Annotated in this window: 10 protein-coding genes; all 10 read left to right on the forward strand. The window is 35.2% G+C overall.

Going from position 1 to position 19,075, the window contains the following annotated elements; translation table 11 throughout:
- Positions 1-5: 5 nt before the first annotated feature.
- The 10 genes from ACNFIH_RS21600 (at position 6) to ACNFIH_RS21645 (ending at position 19,075) form a co-directional block, all read left to right on the forward strand.
- The gene (locus tag ACNFIH_RS21600) at positions 6-1,445 is read left to right on the forward strand and encodes a glycoside hydrolase family 28 protein (RefSeq protein ID WP_426484735.1); all 1,440 of its coding nucleotides are present in this window, start codon (positions 6-8) and stop codon (positions 1,443-1,445) included.
- Positions 1,446-1,656: 211 nt separating this feature from the next.
- Positions 1,657-2,592: an alpha/beta hydrolase fold domain-containing protein gene (locus ACNFIH_RS21605; RefSeq protein ID WP_426484736.1), complete on the forward strand. Its 936-nt coding sequence runs from the start codon at positions 1,657-1,659 to the stop codon at positions 2,590-2,592.
- A gap of 41 nt (positions 2,593-2,633) precedes the next feature.
- Entirely contained in the window at positions 2,634-3,854 is a 1,221-nt protein-coding gene (locus ACNFIH_RS21610) for a glycoside hydrolase family 88/105 protein (RefSeq protein ID WP_426484737.1), read from the forward strand.
- Positions 3,855-4,024: 170 nt separating this feature from the next.
- Positions 4,025-5,623 carry a glycoside hydrolase family 43 protein gene (locus ACNFIH_RS21615; protein WP_426484738.1) on the forward strand — a complete coding sequence of 533 codons (1,599 nt, stop codon included), beginning with the start codon at positions 4,025-4,027 and terminating at the stop codon, positions 5,621-5,623.
- Between the two features lie 212 nt (positions 5,624-5,835).
- The gene (pelA, locus tag ACNFIH_RS21620; protein ID WP_426484739.1) at positions 5,836-7,836 is read left to right on the forward strand and encodes a pectate lyase; all 2,001 of its coding nucleotides are present in this window, start codon (positions 5,836-5,838) and stop codon (positions 7,834-7,836) included.
- 25 nt (positions 7,837-7,861) lie between these two features.
- Positions 7,862-9,211 carry a glycoside hydrolase family 28 protein gene (locus ACNFIH_RS21625; RefSeq protein ID WP_426484740.1) on the forward strand — a complete coding sequence of 450 codons (1,350 nt, stop codon included), beginning with the start codon at positions 7,862-7,864 and terminating at the stop codon, positions 9,209-9,211.
- Positions 9,212-9,280: 69 nt separating this feature from the next.
- Positions 9,281-10,024, forward strand: a complete 744-nt coding sequence (locus tag ACNFIH_RS21630; protein ID WP_426484741.1) for a rhamnogalacturonan acetylesterase — start codon at positions 9,281-9,283, stop codon at positions 10,022-10,024.
- A gap of 452 nt (positions 10,025-10,476) precedes the next feature.
- Entirely contained in the window at positions 10,477-11,391 is a 915-nt protein-coding gene (locus ACNFIH_RS21635) for a PorP/SprF family type IX secretion system membrane protein (RefSeq protein ID WP_426484742.1), read from the forward strand.
- Between the two features lie 271 nt (positions 11,392-11,662).
- The gene (locus ACNFIH_RS21640) at positions 11,663-17,143 is read left to right on the forward strand and encodes a hypothetical protein (protein ID WP_426484743.1); all 5,481 of its coding nucleotides are present in this window, start codon (positions 11,663-11,665) and stop codon (positions 17,141-17,143) included.
- 606 nt (positions 17,144-17,749) lie between these two features.
- Positions 17,750-19,075, forward strand: coding sequence for a gliding motility-associated C-terminal domain-containing protein (locus ACNFIH_RS21645; RefSeq protein ID WP_426484744.1), 1,326 nt, complete (start codon positions 17,750-17,752; stop codon positions 19,073-19,075).

Here is a 19,075-nt window from a genome sequence, read left to right on the forward strand (position 1 = left end):
CGTAAATGATTACAAATAAGAATATACCGTTAAAAACAATCTCCTTTCTTGGAGTATTTTCTTTGTTTTTGCTATCATGCGGAAAACAAGTTTCAGCCGTTTCTGAAACTGATCCATGGAAAAAGATGGAATTAATTATAAAAAGTATACCGGAAACGCACTTTACAAATAAGACTTATAATATTGACGATTTTGGAGCTGTTGCAGACGGAAAAACGATGAATACGCTTGCATTTGAAAAAGCAATTAAAGAATGCTCAGCAAATGGAGGTGGAAGAGTTGTAGTTCCAAACGGAAAATACTTAACTGGGCCAATTCATTTAGAAAGCAATGTGAATTTGCATTTAGAAGATCAGGCAGAAATTCTTTTTAGTACAAATCCCAAAGATTATCCTTTGATTCATACTTCGTGGGAAGGAACAGAATTAATGAATCATTCACCGCTGATTTATGCAAAAAATAAAACCAATGTTGCCATAACAGGAAAAGGAACCTTGAACGGTCAGGCTAACAATACTAATTGGTGGCCTTGGTGTGGAAGTAAAAGATATGGTTGGGACAAAGGACAGCCATCGCAGCATGATCCATTGAATCGTGATAATTTGGTTGAAATGGCTGAAAAAAATGTTCCGGTTGCAGAACGTGTTTTTGGCGAAGGACATTATTTGCGCCCAAATTTTATTGAGTTTTTCGAATGCAATACAGTTTTAGTAAAAGATATCACCGTCGTTAATGCTCCATTTTGGATTTTGCATCCGCTAAAATCGAATAATGTAATTATTGATGGCGTTACAGTAAACAGCCATGGACCGAATAACGACGGCTGTGATCCTGAATATTCTCAAAATGTAATTATTAAAAACTGCACTTTCAATACTGGTGATGATTGCATAGCAATTAAATCGGGTAGAGATGCAGATGGAAGACGAGTTGGAATTCCGAGTAAAAATATTATTGTTCAAAATTGTAAAATGATTGATGGTCATGGCGGAGTTGTTATGGGAAGCGAAATTACAGCTGGAGTAAACAATGTCTATGTTGAAAATTGTGTGATGGATAGTCCGGAATTGGATCGTGCCATAAGAATCAAAACAAATTCGAAACGCGGTGGAACGACAGAAGATATTTATGTTAGAAATATTGAAGTTGGGACTGTAAAAGAATGTGTTTTGAGAGTGACAATGTTTTATGATATATACGGCAGTCAAGTTGGGAATTATATTCCAGCAATTAAAAATATAAGCCTTGAAAATGTCAAGGTTAAAAATGGCGGAAAATTTGGGATTTTGGCCGATGGCTACAAAGAATCTCCAATTGAAAACATAACATTTAAAGATGTTACAATCGCAAAAGTAGATTCTGTTTATTCTCTGAAAAATGTGAAAAAGGTAAATTTTATAAATACCTACATCAACGGAAAAAAAATGGAATCCATTAAAAATTAAACCACTTAATTATACTTTATAACCAAACCAATTTGTAAACTTTCAATAATTATCAAATGAAATAAAAAGCAGTTTTGTTTTTTTATTTTTCGAAAATCTTGGTTAGTAATGATTTGATAATTTTTTCGAAAGTTGTTTTTTGAAGTTGTTAAAAAAGGAGTTTGGTCAAGTACCGAACTCCTTTCTTAACTAAAAAAATAGAAGCTTAGAAATGAAAAAGAAAATATTGTTTTTATTACTGCTTTTAAATGCTGTGACGGCTCAGAGCCAATACAGTATAGATACTTCATATACGGTTAAAAGTACTTACAATAAATTGATTAAAAAGTATCCTTTTATCACAATCGCGACTGAAAAAAAGGATCAAAAGGTTAGCAGGATTAATGATCTTGTTTATAATCAAATAGAGAAAAGAGCTTTGCATTTAGATGCTTATTTTAATACTTCAAAAAAAGCAAATCCGGCTGTAATTATGATACATGGCGGTGGTTGGAGATCTGGAAATAAAAGTCAAATGCAAATTATGGCGCAGGAAATTGCAGCAAAAGGATATTCATGTTTTCCGGTTGAGTACAGATTATCTTTAGAAGCAAAATATCCAGATGCGGTTTATGATGTAAAAAATGCCATAAAGTTCATAAAAGATAATGCGAAAAAATTCCATGTTGATCCCAATAAGATAGCAGTTTTAGGATGTTCTTCAGGCGGTCAAATGGCGGCTTTGATTGGTACAACAAACAACAATACAGCTTTTGAAGATTCAGTTTTTAAAAGTAAATCTTCTTCAAAAGTAAATGCCATTATTAATGTTGATGGAATTCTGGCTTTTAAGCATCCAGAATCTCAAGAAGGAGAAATGGCATCGTTTTGGTTAAAAGGAACTTATGAAGAAAATCCTGAAAACTGGAAAAACGCTTCAGCTCTAACTCATACAGATAAAAATACGCCTCCAGTTCTTTTCATAAACAGCAGTTTTGATAGATTTCATGCCGGAAGAGATGATATGATTGCGATTCTAAATCAGAATAACATTTATAATGAAGTAAAAACTATTAAAGATTCTCCACATTCATTTTGGTTTTTTCAGCCTTGGTTTGATGAGATGATGAATTATACAATACCATTTTTAGACAAAATATTTAAATAATAATAAAACGAATGATAGCAAAAATTAAAATATATTTTAAAATGGAAAATAATAGAAAACTTAAATATTTAGCCTCGACAGCAATGGCTTGTTTTATGCTTTTTACAAGCTCTAAAGCAATTTCGCAAGAAACAATTGCCAAAGATATTGTGATTTCAAAAAACGCAAAATGGTCAGATAAAATGGCTTTGACTTTGATGAAGCGCCATCCAGAAGCATATATGATTGATGATTCAAAAGCGCCGAAATGGGATTATGTACACGGTTTGGTTTTGCATGGTTTTGAAGAACTTTATAAAAAAAATCCAGATCCAAGATATCCAATTTATGTAAAAGGATATGTTGATGCATTAGTTCAAAATGACGGAACGATTAAGTCGTATGAATTAGATAAATATAATATTGACATGGTTGTTTCTGGCCGTCTGCTTTTTAATATTTATGAAACAACAAAAGAAGAAAAATATTTAAAAGCGATGCAACTTCTTCGCAAACAATTATCAGAACAACCAAGAACACCAGAAGGCGGATTTTGGCATAAAAACATTTATCCAAACCAAATGTGGCTTGATGGTTTATATATGGGTGAACCATTTTATGCACAATATACGGTTACTTTTGAGAACGGAAAATATTTAGATGATGTTGCAAAACAATTCGAAGAAATACAGCTTCACGCTACAGATCTAAAAACAGGATTATTATACCACGGCTGGGATTCAAGCAAAAAAATGCCATGGGCAAACAAAGACACTGGAAACTCTCCAAACTTTTGGTCAAGAGCTTTAGGATGGTACGTTATGGCACTTGTTGATGTTTTAGATTATTTCCCAAAAGAGCATCCAAAACACAAAGAATTAGTTGGATATCTTAATAATGCTTCAGCAAGTATCGCAAAATTTCAGGATAAATCTGGTTTATGGTATCAAGTGACTGATAAAGGAAATAAAGAAGGAAATTATCTTGAAGCTTCTGGATCTTCAATGTTTGCTTATGCTTTTGCAAAGGGAGCAAATAAAGGTTATTTGCCAGCAAAATTTAAAAAAATCGCCAATAAAGCTTTCGACGGATTAACTACAAAATTAATAAAAGTTGATGCCGATGGTGGTATTACTTTGACTCAGGCTTGCCAGGTTGCTGGTTTGGGAGGAACCCCTTACAGAGATGGTTCTTATGAATATTACGTGAAAGAGAAAAAGAAAGAGAATGATCCAAAAGCAACCGGACCATTTATTTTAGCAGCTTTAGAGTTAAATAGATAATACAAAACAATCAGTTTTTTAATAATAAGGAGCTGTTTCCCGCTTTCGCCTATATCTTTTTGTCCCGCTATCGCGGAACAAAAAGGATACCGGCTCTATCGGGGCTAGGGCTTTCGGTTTCAAAAGAAAGTTTTTGAATTCAAAAGATGCATCAAAAAATCATATTAAAAATGAAAAATATAAAATTCCTCTTTCTTTTATTATCGGCCATGTCTGCGCAGCAAAATTTTTCGCAGGTTTGGATACCTGACAATGGAGACGGAACTTATACAAACCCAATAATTCATGCTGATTATTCAGATCCAGATGTAGTAAGGGCAGGAGATGATTTTTATATGACGGCATCGTCGTTCAATTGTATTCCCGGATTGCCAATTTTACATTCTAAAGATTTGGTAAACTGGAAAATTATTGGGCATGCGCTTATCAAACAAACGCCAACAGAAACTTTTGATAAAGTACAGCATGGAAACGGTGTTTGGGCGCCAAGCATAAATTTTCATAACAATGAATTTTATATTTATTACCCTGATCCAGATTTCGGAATTTACATGATTAAGGCCCAAAAAGCAGAAGGCCCTTGGTCAGAACCGGTTTTAGTTAAAGCCGGAACAGGACTTATAGATCCGAGTCCGCTGTGGGATGACGACGGCAAAGTTTATTTAGTTCATGCTTTTGCCGGAAGCCGTGCAAAAATTAAAAGTTTGCTCGTAGTTTGCAGCATGAATGCCGAAGGAACAGCTACAAACAATGATGAAGTCATGGTGATTGACGGTCATGATGGAGAAGGAACAATTGAAGGCCCAAAGTTTTATAAGCGAAACAATTATTATTACATTTTTGCGCCAGCAGGAGGAGTTTCTACAGGTTGGCAGACGGTTTTAAGATCAAAAAATGTTTTTGGCCCGTATGAGAAGAAAAAAGTTTTAGAACAAGGCAAAACCAATATAAACGGTCCACATCAAGGAGCATGGGTGCAGACGCAAACCGGTGAAGATTGGTTTATACATTTTCAGGATAAAGGTGCTTACGGGAGAATAGTTCATTTACAGCCAATGAAATGGGAAAATGATTGGCCAGTTATGGGGCAGGATTTTGATAAAAATGGAATTGGCGAACCCGTAACGACTTTTAAAAAACCGAATGTAGGAAAAAAATATCCTATTGAAACTCCAGCAGAATCAGATGAGTTTAATTTGCCAAAATTAGGCTTGCAATGGCAATGGCAGGCAAATGCTCAAAATAATTGGGGTTTTCCAACAAGTTTAGGTTATTTAAGTTTGTACTGTGTTCCAACAATTAAAGACAGTAAGAAAATTTTTGAAGCGCCAAATTTGCTTCTTCAAAAATTCCCTGCGGAAGAATTCACCGCAAAGACAAAAATAACTTTCAACACAAGATTAAATGGCGAAACAACCGGTTTGATCATTATGGGATTAGATTACAGTTATTTGAATTTAAAAAATGATAATGGTAAATTGTATTTGAATCAGAAAACAGGAACTTTTGATAAGAAAATTGAGGAGACGGAAACAAATCCAGTTTTGATTCCGAACAATACAATTTATTTGAGAGTCAAAATTAAAAAAGGAGGAATCTGCAGTTTTTATTATAGTTTGGATGATAAAAAATATCAAGCAATAGGAAATGATTTTATTTCAAAAGAAGGAAAATGGATTGGCGCTAAAGTTGGTCTTTTTGCCTTGAGTGAAAAAATTACAAATGATTCAGGAAATGTTGCGGTCGATTGGTTTCGAGTAACAAAATAAAAAAGTGTTAAAATGCATTTTTTTCGAATTTTCAAAAAAATGACCTACATAAATTGTTTTTAAGAAAGAAACTAAAAAAAGTAATACCAGAATATATTTTGTAAGAAAAAGATTTCTTAAAATATATTTAAAATGTTTTTTGGAATTTTTTGTTCTTCAAAAATCAATATTTCGGCGTTGAAAATAAATAATAAGAGTTAAAACAGATTAAAATGATTCAACTAAAAAAAATAGCGGTACTTTTTGTGTTAGGTTTTAGCATTGCGCTAAATGCTCAAAATACGTTTAAAAACTGGCCTGATATTATTCGTAAAAATGAATCATCTTGGTTTGGTTCAGAGGAGGCAAAAAAAATTGCCGAAAACGTTTTGCTTTATCAGAGAAATATTGGCGGATGGCCAAAAAATATTCAGATGCAGAATGAACTTTCTCCAGCTCAGAAAAAAGATTTAATTGCTCTTAAAAAAACAGCTGTAGAAACCACAACTGATAATGGTGCTACGTGTCAGGAAATGCTTTTTATGTCCAGAATGTATGCTCAGATAAAAGATGAACGTTATAAAGAATCATTTTTAAAAGGAATAAATTATTTATTAGAAGCACAATATGCAAACGGCGGCTGGCCTCAGTTTTATCCATTAAAAAAAGGATATTATACCCATATTACTTACAATGATGATTCGATGGTAAACATTTTGAATGTTATGAAACAAATTAGTGAAGAAACTGATTTTTATAGCATTAAACCATCAAAAGAAATTATTGAAAAATGCAAAAAAGCATTTGATAAAGGAATTGACTGTATTTTGAAAACACAATACAAACAAAATGGTGTTTTAACGGCTTGGTGCGCACAGCATGATGAGATTACTCTTGCTCCTGCAAATGCAAGAGCATTTGAATTAGCTTCATTAAGCGGCTATGAATCTACAAAAATAGTATTACTTTTAATGTCAATTGAAAAGCCTTCAAGAGAAATTGTTACCGCAGTAAAAAGCGCTGTAGCTTGGTTTGAAAAGACAAAAATCACAAATTTAGAAGAAAAGAGAATTTTAAACGACGAAGGAAAAATTATAGATAAAAAGATGATTCCAGCCACAAATGCTGGGCCAATTTGGGCAAGATTTATGGATTTAGAAACTAATGAACCGTTCTTTTGCGATCGCGACGGAATCAGGAAAAAATCGTTAGATCAAATTGGTTCTGAAAGGAGAAATGGCTATTCCTGGTATTCTGACGCACCAAAAGAAGTACTAAAAAAATATCCTGCTTGGGCAATTAAAAACGGAACAAAAGTTTTTTCGGCAGATAAAAAAAATGTTACACTGATTACCGTAGCACAAGATGGTTCAGGAGATTTTACTAAAATTCAGGATGCCGTTTATGCTTGTCCGGCCTTTCCTTATGAAAGAGTAACCATTGCGGTAAAAAACGGAATTTATAATGAAAAAGTCCGAATTCCTGAGTGGAATACAAATGTGATGCTGCAAGGTGAAAGCAAAGAAAAAACCATTATTACTTTTGATGATAATTTTTCGAAAATCAACTTAGGACGTAACAGCACTTTTTATACTTATACTGTTTTGGTAGAAGGAGATGATTTTTCTGCATCAAATCTTACGATTAAAAATGCTTCCGGTGATAATGGCCAAGGAATTGCTTTATCAGTTGTTGCCAATCGTGCCAAAATTTCAAACTGCAATATTCTTGGAAATCAGGATACTTTATATTTATCGGGAAAACAAGCAAATCAATATTTTGTAAATTGTTATATCGAGGGCACAACAGATTTTATTTTTGGAAGTGCAACTGCCTTTTTTGAAAATTGTGAAATTCACAGCATAAAAAATTCCTATATAACTGCCGCTTCAACGCCTGAAGGAACTCCTTTCGGGTTTGTTTTTAAAAATTGCAAATTAACTGCTGAACCATCTGCAGATGCGGTTTATTTAGGAAGACCTTGGCGTATTTATGCTAAAACTGTTTTCTTGAATTGTGAACTGGGTAGACATATTAAGCCAGAAGGTTGGGAAAATTGGTCAAAACCTGAAGCTGAAAAAAAAGCTTTTTATGCCGAATACAATTGTAGTGGTGAAGGATTTCAGCCAACAAAAAGAGTTCCCTGGGCGCATCAATTAAATAAAAATGAAGTTGACAGATATACATTGGAAAATATTTTGAAAGATGATATGCCAAATTGGTATTCAAAATAAAAATCCAATTTAAAATACAATTGCGATGAAGTTAAAATACCTTGTTTTTTTCCTGATTTCAACATTTTCCTTTGCTCAAAACAGCGAATTTCCATCTACAAAAGTAGATTCGATTGTGAAAAGAATTCAGTTGCCAGTTATTCCGTATTATCAGATTAATGTCCTAAAACTTGGAGCAAAAGGAGATTCAGTTACAAACAATAAATCTTTTTTTGATAAAGCAATGTCATTATGCAAAAAGAATAATGGTGGAACTATTATTGTACCAAAAGGAATTTATAAAATTAACGGCCCAATTCATTTTGTCAGCAATGTTAATCTTAAAATAGAAAAAGGGGCAAAAATAAAATTCAGTGATAACCCGAAAGATTATCTTCCAATGGTTTTAACAAGTTGGGAGGGTACAATGTTGTATAATTATAGTCCGCTTATTTATGCTTATGAATGTTCAAATATTGCAATTACAGGCGAAGGAACTATTGATGGTGAAGGAGGAAATATTTGGAAAAGTTATAAAGCAAAAGAAGAAGTAGGCAAAAATAGAAGTCGTGAAATGAATCATAATAATGTCGCATTAAATGATAGAGAGTTTGGTGAAGGCTACTTTTTGCGTCCGCAAATGATTCAATTTTTTAATTGCAAAAATGTATTAGTTGAAAATATCAGAATTGAGAATTCCCCATTTTGGTGCCTACACTTGTTAAAGTCGCAAAGTATTACAATTCGTGGAATAAGTTATAAATCCTTAAATTATAATAACGACGGTATTGACCCGGAATATTCTAAAAATATTTTAATTGAAAATGTAACTTTTAATAACGGTGATGATAATGTAGCTGTCAAAGCAGGTAGAGATCATGAAGGGCGTGCAAATGCAGCAACACCAAGCGAAAATATTATAATCAGGAACTGTAACTTTAAAGGACTTCACGGTGTTGTGATAGGCAGTGAAATGTCGGCTGGAGTTCAAAATGTATTTGTAGAGAATTGCAAAACGATTGGTTATTTAAAAAGAGGTATTTACTTGAAGACAAATGCAGACAGAGGAGGTTTTATCAAAAATGTTTTCGTTCGAAATATTCAGTTGGATGAAGTAGAAGATTGTCTTTATATAACAGCCAATTATCATGGAGAAGGAAGCGGTTTTCAATCGGATATTTCAAATGTGCATTTCTCTGATATTACTTGTAATAAAGCATCAGAAAGCGGAATCGTAATTCAGGGATTTCCAAATAAAAAAATTAGAAACATATCTTTAAAGAATATCGAAATTAAATCAGCTAAAAATGCATTATCAAACGAAAACGCTGAAAATGTTTTAATGACAGATGTTTTCATTGGAAAAAAAGCAACAGTGCCAACGGCAGCAAAATAAGTTTTAAAGACGTTAAGATTCTAAGGTACTGAAATCCTCACATGCTGGCGATAATTAAAAATAACAAAAATGAAAAAATATCTTCTTATAGCATTCCTAATCACATCGGTAAGTTTTGGACAAAAATCAACGCTTTATTGCATTGGCGATTCAACAATGGCAAATAAAAAAGATCCAGATCGTAATCCAGAACATGGCTGGGCTCAGGTTCTGCAATCTTTTTTTAAGGATGATATCAAAGTTGTAAATAAAGCAGTAAACGGTCGAAGCTCTAAAAGTTTTATTAACGAAAAACGCTGGGATTCTATTTATAAAAAACTTAAAAAAGGAGATTATGTTTTTATAGAATTTGGACATAACGATGAAAAAATTGAAGATTCCACTCGCTACACAAATCCGCATACTGCTTATCGATATAACTTAATTAAATTTATTAATGAAAGTAGGGAAAAAGGAGCGACCCCAATTTTATTGACATCAATTGCCAGACGTAATTTTAACGAGAAAGGTGTTTTGGTACCTACACACGGTGATTACCCATTAGAAACTCGATTGGTTGCTCAAGAATATAAAGTACCTTTCATAGATTTAGAATATTATACAGAACTGTTGGAACAATCATATGGCCCAGAAAAATCAAAATTGCTCCATTTGCATTTTAAAGCTGGAGAAGTTCCTTATTATAAGGATGATAAAAATGATGATACCCATCTCTCTTTATTGGGTGCAAATAAAATTGCGCAAATTGTAATAAATCAGATTAAAACTTTAAAAGATTCCTCTCTCATTACACTTCAAAAAGGAATAAAATAATATTCCGTTCTTCTTTTTTGTAAAAATCAATAAATTATCCTTTGTAATTTATTGATTTTCAGTAATTTTGATAGATGTTCGGATTTTTATTCTGAATTGTATATTTCTATCTGCTCCTAAATTAACTGCTTTTTTTAAAGCAGTTGGATGTATTCTATTATAAGCCCTATGAGTTTATATCTTCATGAAACAAGTATCTCACATATTTGTTTCATTATTAATTGCCTTTATTTTCATTTTAGTTTCGAATAATCAAAAGATGCCTTCAAAGTCATTTGATGGGTGATTTTTTTAAGGCCTAAATTTTACTATTTATGGCTTTTATATTTGTTGTATATGCAGACCCCATTGTAATAAAACCTATTGTTGTGTTATTATAAAGCTTCTGATCCATTTAAAAGTGCTTAATGGACAAAGACGGGGCACTTTTCAGATAATTCTAAACAGCAATTATGAATCAAAAAATACTTCTAATTTTGATTTCGTTATGTTTTTTTCCATGTTTTGCCCAACAGCAATCGCAGTATACACAGTATATGTACAATACGATGAGCATTAATCCGGGCTACATAGGAACACGCGGTGTGCCAAGTGTATTCGGGCTCTATAGAGCACAATGGGTAGGATTAGAAGGTGCTCCTGAAACGGCAAATTTTTCAATTCAGAGTCCTATCGCACAAAATGGGCAAGGTGTTGGGCTGTCTATTATTAATGAACAGATTGGACCTTCTACAGAAACCATATTTTCAATTGGTTATTCACGCCCCATACAACTTTCAGAATCAATCACAATGTCTTTAGGTGTTAGTGGATCAATTGATTTCTTGCAAGTTGACTTCAATAAACTAAATGTTTATGACCCTGACGATCCATACTTTACAGGAGTTCTGAGTGAGGTTTCCCCTAATATAGGTGCAGGTGTTTACTTTCATTCTGATAAATGGTATTTTGGTTTGTCTATTCCTCAAATCTTAGAAACTAAATTTTATGATGATGTTAAAATATCAGTTGCATCACAAAAAATGCATTTTTATGTGATAGGCGGATACGTTTTTAAATTGAATGAAAATATTCAGTTTAAACCGGCTACAATGGTTAAGGCAGTAAACGGCGCACCCCTTGCCGTAGATGTTTCTGCTAGTTTTCTTTTTATGGATAAATTAACACTCGGAATAGCCTATAGATGGGATGCAGTAGTAAGTGGAATGGCTGGGTTTCAAATCAGCCAAAGTCTTAATATAGGATATGCTTACGATTATGATGTAACTAATATTGGAAATTATAATGGTGGCTCTCATGAAATTTTTCTTCGTTTTGACTTGTCTGGCAGAACTAAATATAGAATAATCTCACCAAGATTTTTTTAATCAAGGGCCTTATAAGTTTATTTATTCCAAAAGCATATCTAGAATGGTTTTTCTGATAAGTGATAAAGATGTTCTTTTCTCTTTTATATTATTTTAATTATTGATAATAAGTGGTTTAGAAGATAAAAACCATATATACCCTAATCTATAAGTTTTAAAACTTTTGCAGGTAGAAATAAATCTATTTTCAAAAGAACTTTGCACCTTCAAATTTAGATGTTTGAATTCTAAAGACTTAAGAAAAAAAGTAAACACATAATAATTAAATGTTATGAAAAATAGATTACTCCCTTTGTTTGTTGTTTTAGGATCCTATTCAGCTTATTCACAGGTTGGTGTTGGAACAATAAAACCAAATGCATCTGCTCAGTTAGAGGTAACTGCAAAGGATACTGATCCTTTTAAGAAAGGTATTTTAATACCTAGGGTTAGTTTGACAAGTAGTAAAGATGTTACTACTGTTATGAAAAGCGATGACCCTAATCAACAGCCTTATGTAAATAGTTTATTAGTTTTTAATACGGCAACAATTGCGGATATTAAACCAGGATACTACTATTGGTATGTTGATAAATGGAGAAGAATTGCGGTTTCTGGTGAAGATGGTTCAGGAACAGGTAAAGATGGAAGAAGTATTACTTCTGCAGTTGTAGATCCTGTAAATGGAAATTTGATTATTACATACAGCGACGGAACAACTGAAAATGCAGGTACTGTAAAAGGAGCTGATGGAAAAAATGGAACAAACGGAGTTGACGGAAAAAGTATTGCTACTACTGTAATTGATTCAACTACTGGAAATTTAATTATTACTTATACAGACGGTACAACTTCAAATGCAGGAGGTGTAAAAGGTGCTGATGGAGCTAATGGAACAAATGGAGTAGATGGAAAAGATTTCAAATATACCGATTTCACTCCAGAGCAATTAGCCGGTCTTAAAGGAGAAGCTGGGACTAACGGAACAAACGGAGTTGACGGAAAAAGTATTGCTTCTACTATAATTGATCCAAGTACTGGAAATTTAATTATTACTTATACAGACGGTACAACTTCAAATGCAGGAGTTGTAAAAGGCGCTGATGGAACAAACGGAAAAGATGGAGTTGATGGAAAAAGCATTGCTTCCACTTCGGTTGATCCAACCACTGGAAATTTGATTATTACTTATACAGATGGAACATCCTCAAATGCAGGAGTTGTAAAAGGAGCTGACGGTACTAATGGAACAAATGGAGTTGATGGAAAAAGCGTTGCTTCTACTTTAGTCGATCCAACTACCGGAAATCTCATTATAACTTATACAGACGGTACAACTTCAAATGCAGGAGTTGTAAAAGGAGCTGACGGAAGCAATGGAAAAGATGGAGTTGATGGAAAGAGTATCGCTTCTACTTCAGTTGATCCAAGTACTGGAAATTTAATTATTACTTATACAGACGGTACAACTTCAAATGCAGGAGTTGTAAAAGGCGCTGATGGAACAAACGGAGTTGATGGAAAAGATTTCAAATACACTGATTTTACTCCAGAACAGTTAGCAGGCCTTAAAGGAGAAACTGGGACTAATGGAACAAACGGAGTTGATGGAAAAGATTTCAAATACACCGATTTCACCCCAGAGCAGTTAGCAGGTCTTAAAGGAGAAACTGGAGCAGCTGGAATGAACGGAGTTGATGGAAAAGATTTCAAATACACCGATTTCACCCCAGAGCAGTTAGCAGGTCTTAAAGGAGAAACTGGAGCAGCTGGAACGAACGGAGTTGATGGAAAAGATTTCAAATACACCGATTTCACACCAGAGCAGTTAGCAGGTCTTAAAGGAGAAACTGGAGCAACTGGAATGAACGGAGTTGATGGAAAAGATTTCAAATACACAGATTTTACACCAGAGCAATTAGCAGGTCTTAAAGGAGAAACTGGAGCTGCAGGTACTAACGGTACAAATGGAGTTGATGGGAAAGATTTCAAATACACTGATTTCACCCCAGAGCAGTTAGCGGGTCTTAAAGGAGAAACTGGAGCAGCTGGAACGAACGGAGTTGATGGAAAAGATTTCAAATACACCGATTTCACACCAGAGCAGTTAGCGGGTCTTAAAGGAGAAACTGGAGCAGCTGGAACGAACGGAGTTGATGGAAAAGATTTCAAATACACCGATTTCACACCAGAGCAGTTAGCAGGTCTTAAAGGAGAAACTGGAGCAGCTGGAACGAACGGAGTTGATGGGAAAGATTTCAAATACACAGATTTCACACCAGAGCAGTTAGCGGGTCTTAAAGGAGAAACCGGAGCTGCAGGTACTAACGGTACAAATGGGGTTGATGGAAAAGATTTTAAATACACCGATTTCACCCCAGAGCAGTTAGCAGGTCTTAAAGGAGCTGATGGAAACAATGGAGTTGACGGAAAAGATTTCAAATATACTGATTTCACGCCAGAGCAATTAGCTGGTCTTAAAGGAGAAGCTGGGACTAACGGAACAAACGGAGTTGACGGAAAAAGTATTGCTTCTACTATAATTGATCCAAGTACTGGAAATTTAATTATTACTTATACAGACGGTACAACTTCAAATGCAGGAGTTGTAAAAGGCGCTGATGGAACAAACGGAGTTGATGGAAAAGATTTCAAATACACCGATTTCACCCCAGAGCAGTTAGCAGGTCTTAAAGGAGCTGATGGAAACAATGGAGTTGACGGAAAAGATTTCAAATATACTGATTTCACGCCAGAGCAGTTAGCGGGTCTTAAAGGAGAAACTGGAGCAGCTGGAACGAACGGAGTTGATGGGAAAGATTTCAAATACACAGATTTCACACCAGAGCAGTTAGCAGGTCTGAAAGGGGCTGATGGAACTAATGGAACAAACGGAGTTGATGGAAAAGATTTCAAATACACAGATTTCACACCAGAGCAGTTAGCAGGTCTTAAAGGAGAAACTGGAGCAGCTGGAACGAACGGAGTTGATGGGAAAGATTTCAAATACACAGATTTTACACCAGAGCAATTAGCTGGTCTTAAAGGAGAAACTGGAGCAGCTGGAACGAACGGAGTTGATGGGAAAGATTTCAAATACACAGATTTCACACCAGAGCAGTTAGCAGGTCTTAAAGGGGCTGATGGAACTAATGGAACAAACGGAGTTGATGGAAAAGATTTCAAATACACAGATTTTACTCCAGAGCAGTTAGCAGGTCTTAAAGGAGAAACTGGAGCAGCTGGAACGAACGGAGTTGATGGAAAAGATTTCAAATACACAGATTTTACACCAGAGCAATTAGCAGGTCTTAAAGGAGAAACTGGAGCAGCTGGAACGAACGGAGTTGATGGGAAAGATTTCAAATACACAGATTTCACACCAGAGCAGTTAGCAGGTCTTAAAGGGGCTGATGGAACTAATGGAACAAATGGAGTTGATGGAAAAGATTTCAAATACACAGATTTCACACCAGAGCAATTAGCGGGTCTTAAAGGAGAAACTGGAGCAGCTGGAACGAACGGAGTTGATGGAAAAGATTTCAAATACACCGATTTCACACCAGAGCAGTTAGCAGGTCTTAAAGGAGAAACTGGAGCAGCTGGAACGAACGGAGTTGATGGGAAAGATTTCAAATACACAGATTTCACACCAGAGCAGTTAGCGGGTCTTAAAGGAGAAACTGGGGCAGCTGGAACGAACGGAGTTGATGGAAAAGATTTCAAATACACCGATTTCACACCAGAGCAGTTAGCAGGTCTTAAAGGGGCTGATGGAACTAATGGAACAAATGGAGTTGATGGAAAAGATTTCAAATACACCGATTTCACACCAGAGCAGTTAGCAGGTCTTAAAGGAGAAACTGGAGCAGCTGGAACGAACGGAGTTGATGGGAAAGATTTCAAATACACAGATTTCACACCAGAGCAATTAGCGGGTCTTAAAGGAGAAACTGGAGCAGCTGGAACGAACGGAGTTGATGGAAAAGATTTCAAATACACCGATTTCACACCAGAGCAGTTAGCAGGTCTTAAAGGAGAAACTGGAGCAGCTGGAACGAACGGAGTTGATGGGAAAGATTTCAAATACACAGATTTCACACCAGAGCAGTTAGCGGGTCTTAAAGGAGAAACTGGGGCAGCTGGAACGAACGGAGTTGATGGAAAAGATTTCAAATACACCGATTTCACACCAGAGCAGTTAGCGGGTCTTAAAGGAGAAACCGGAGCTGCAGGTACTAACGGTACAAATGGGGTTGATGGAAAAGATTTTAAATACACCGATTTCACCCCAGAGCAGTTAGCAGGTCTTAAAGGAGCTGATGGAAACAATGGAGTTGACGGAAAAGATTTCAAATATACTGATTTCACGCCAGAGCAATTAGCTGGTCTTAAAGGAGAAGCTGGAGCAAAAGGAGACCAGGGAGAAAAAGGAGATCAAGGTATCCAAGGAGTTGCCGGAGCAAAAGGAGACCAGGGAGAAAAAGGAGATCAAGGTATCCAAGGAGTTGCCGGAGCAAAAGGAGACCAGGGAGAAAAAGGAGATCAAGGTATCCAAGGAGTTGCCGGAGCAAAAGGAGACCAGGGAGAAAAAGGAGATCAAGGTATCCAAGGAGTTGCTGGAGCAAAAGGAGACCAGGGAGAAAAAGGAGATCAAGGTATCCAAGGAGTTGCCGGAGCAAAAGGAGACCAGGGAGCAAAAGGAGATCAAGGTATCCAAGGAGTTGCCGGAGCAAAAGGAGACCAGGGAGCAAAAGGAGATCAAGGTATCCAAGGAGTTGCCGGAGCAAAAGGTGACCAGGGAGAAAAGGGAGATCAAGGTATCCAAGGAGTTGCCGGAGCAAAAGGAGACCAGGGAGAAAAGGGAGATCAAGGTATCCAAGGAGTTGCCGGAGCAAAAGGTGACCAGGGAGAAAAGGGAGATCAAGGTATCCAAGGAGTTGCCGGAGCAAAAGGAGACCAGGGAGAAAAAGGAGATCAAGGTATCCAAGGAGTTGCCGGAGCAAAAGGAGACCAGGGAGAAAAAGGAGATCAAGGTATCCAAGGAGTTGCCGGAGCAAAAGGAGACCAGGGAGAAAAGGGAGATCAAGGTATCCAAGGAGTTGCCGGAGCAAAAGGTGACCAGGGAGAAAAGGGAGATCAAGGTATCCAAGGAGTTGCCGGAGCAAAAGGAGACCAGGGAGAAAAGGGAGATCAAGGTATCCAAGGAGTTGCCGGAGCAAAAGGAGACCAGGGAGAAAAAGGAGATCAAGGTATCCAAGGAGTTGCCGGAGCAAAAGGAGACCAGGGAGAAAAAGGAGATCAAGGTATCCAAGGAGTTGCCGGAGCAAAAGGAGACCAGGGAGAAAAAGGAGATCAAGGTATCCAAGGAGTTGCCGGAGCAAAAGGTGACCAGGGAGAAAAAGGAGATCAAGGTATCCAAGGAGTTGCCGGAGCGCAAGGTCCACAAGGTGTAGCAGGAATTGGAGGTAAAACAACAGCAGGTACAAATGTCAGTATAACTGGGGTCGGAACTGATGCTAGTCCTTATGTTGTAAATGCAATTGGCCCTGTACAGCAAATTGATGAATTTACTGCATCTGCAAATCAAACAGCTTTTGCATTATCAGGAACGCCTTCGACCTTATCTAAAGCGAAATTGTATATCAATGGTGTTAGAATTGATAATGATGCAGTTTCTGTTAGCGGAAGCACTCTAACATATACTGCTTCTAAAAATGGGTCTTATAACTTGATGGCAGGTGATAATATAATGATTGATTATTCAAAATAATCTCTAAAATATAGAAAGAAGTAACACGCTCTTTGGTTTTAAAGAGCGTGTAGACTTCAATTATTTTATTGTGCTTTGACTTATTTTTAATATAGATAAGATTTGTAGAAGTAATGTTAATTATTTGTCATTAATACCTTTACATAAAATTTAGAACAGTTTTTAAAGATGTTATTTACTTATTGATTTTATTTGTAGTTGCTACAAAACAAAAAAAGTAAAATAATTTTTCGGGTAATTATACATAAAAAAAGAGGGAGATAAACTCCCTCTTTTTTTATGTATAACTCATAATCAAATTGATGTAAAAAGATTGCGTAGTAGTTAATTTATTGATTATAAATATCTTAATATAAAATTCTAAAAACTTTTATAGATAAAAATAGAGATTATTGTGTTAGAATTTTGCAGCGTAAAATGAAAAATGTTAAAGTTTATGAATTTTAGAGTTTCATTACTATCTGATTTTGATAGCTAACTTAAGGTGAAAAGTGTTTTTATCTTATTGTGTTAGACAAAAGACTTTGAGAGGCTATCTGACTTTTAATCGCGAGGTAATTTTGCACCATAATTTTGTAATGTGATTTTGCACAAAAAAAAATAGAAATGAAAAATAATATTTTATATAAAGTAAGTAATCAAAGAGATATCAGTCGTTTTCTAAAAAACAGATCGATTTATAGTTTTTGTTTTTTAGTTGTTTTACTTATTTCTCAAAAGAGTCATGCCCAGTTTGTAAATCAAGGACAGGTTATTGTAAATGATGAAACAATATTCTCTGTTTATGAGGATTACCAAAACACGGATTCTGGCGTATTTACAAATGATGGTCAGGTTTATATTTTTAAAAACTGGAACAACGATGGTGTGGTGAATTTTACCAATGTTACTAGTGGAGGAAAAACTTTTTTTAATGGTTTAGAAGGACAGTTTATTGAAGGTAAAAATCAGTCGGATTTTCAAAATGTTCAATTTAAAAATGCTTTCGAAAATGCTCCTTTTTATTTAGGAACTAAAATTTCGGTTAATAAAAAAGCAGAATTTGTTGATGGAATTGTAAATGGAGTTGATTTACCAGGTGCTTTAGTGGTTTTTAATGAAAACGCTATACATGAAAAAGTTGGAGATCACTCATTTGTTGATGGAAAGGTTCAAAAAAAAGGAACTGCACAGTTTCAATTTCCTATAGGATCAGATAAATACTACAGGCCTTCAGAACATCGCGCAGGAAGAGAAAACAGTATTTATACAACGCAATATTTTTATAAAAATTCTGATTTCGATGGACAGCATTCTCATGAAAGTAAAGATCCAACAATTCTTGAAATTAATGATAAAGAATATTGGGAAGTAAAACAAAATCAAGGTACAGAAAAAATTGTTTTAAGTCTTACACTTGATCATGATACCACTCCATATCAATTTTTTGATCAAAAACCAGGTACCAAATTGGCTATCGTACGTTGGGATGAAACAAAAAACATTTGGGTAAATGAAAGTGGAGAACTTAGTAATACTATCAATGATGAAGCTTATTCTAATTTATTAACCTCAAAAGTTACCGGAGTAAGTGGTTATGGTTTGTTTACAATGGCATTGGTTAAGAATACTGAGGATATCGATAGTGATGGTTTAGTTATATATAATGCTGTTTCTCCAAATGGTGATGGCTTGAATGATACTTTTCGTATTAAGGGAATAGAGAGTTTCCCAGATAATACAGTAGAGATTTATAATAGATGGGGTGTAAAAGTTTATGATGCAAAAGGATATAATGAAACTAATGTAATGTTTGCGGGATATTCAGATGGACGTGCTACAATTAATAGAAATGAAAAATTGCCTACAGGTACTTACTTCTACATATTGAAATATAATAATGGCGAAAAAGTGAAAGAGAAAGCAGGGTACTTATATATAAATAATCAATAA

It is taken from the genome of Flavobacterium sp. 2, from assembly GCF_049949195.1.
GTDB lineage: Bacteria > Bacteroidota > Bacteroidia > Flavobacteriales > Flavobacteriaceae > Flavobacterium.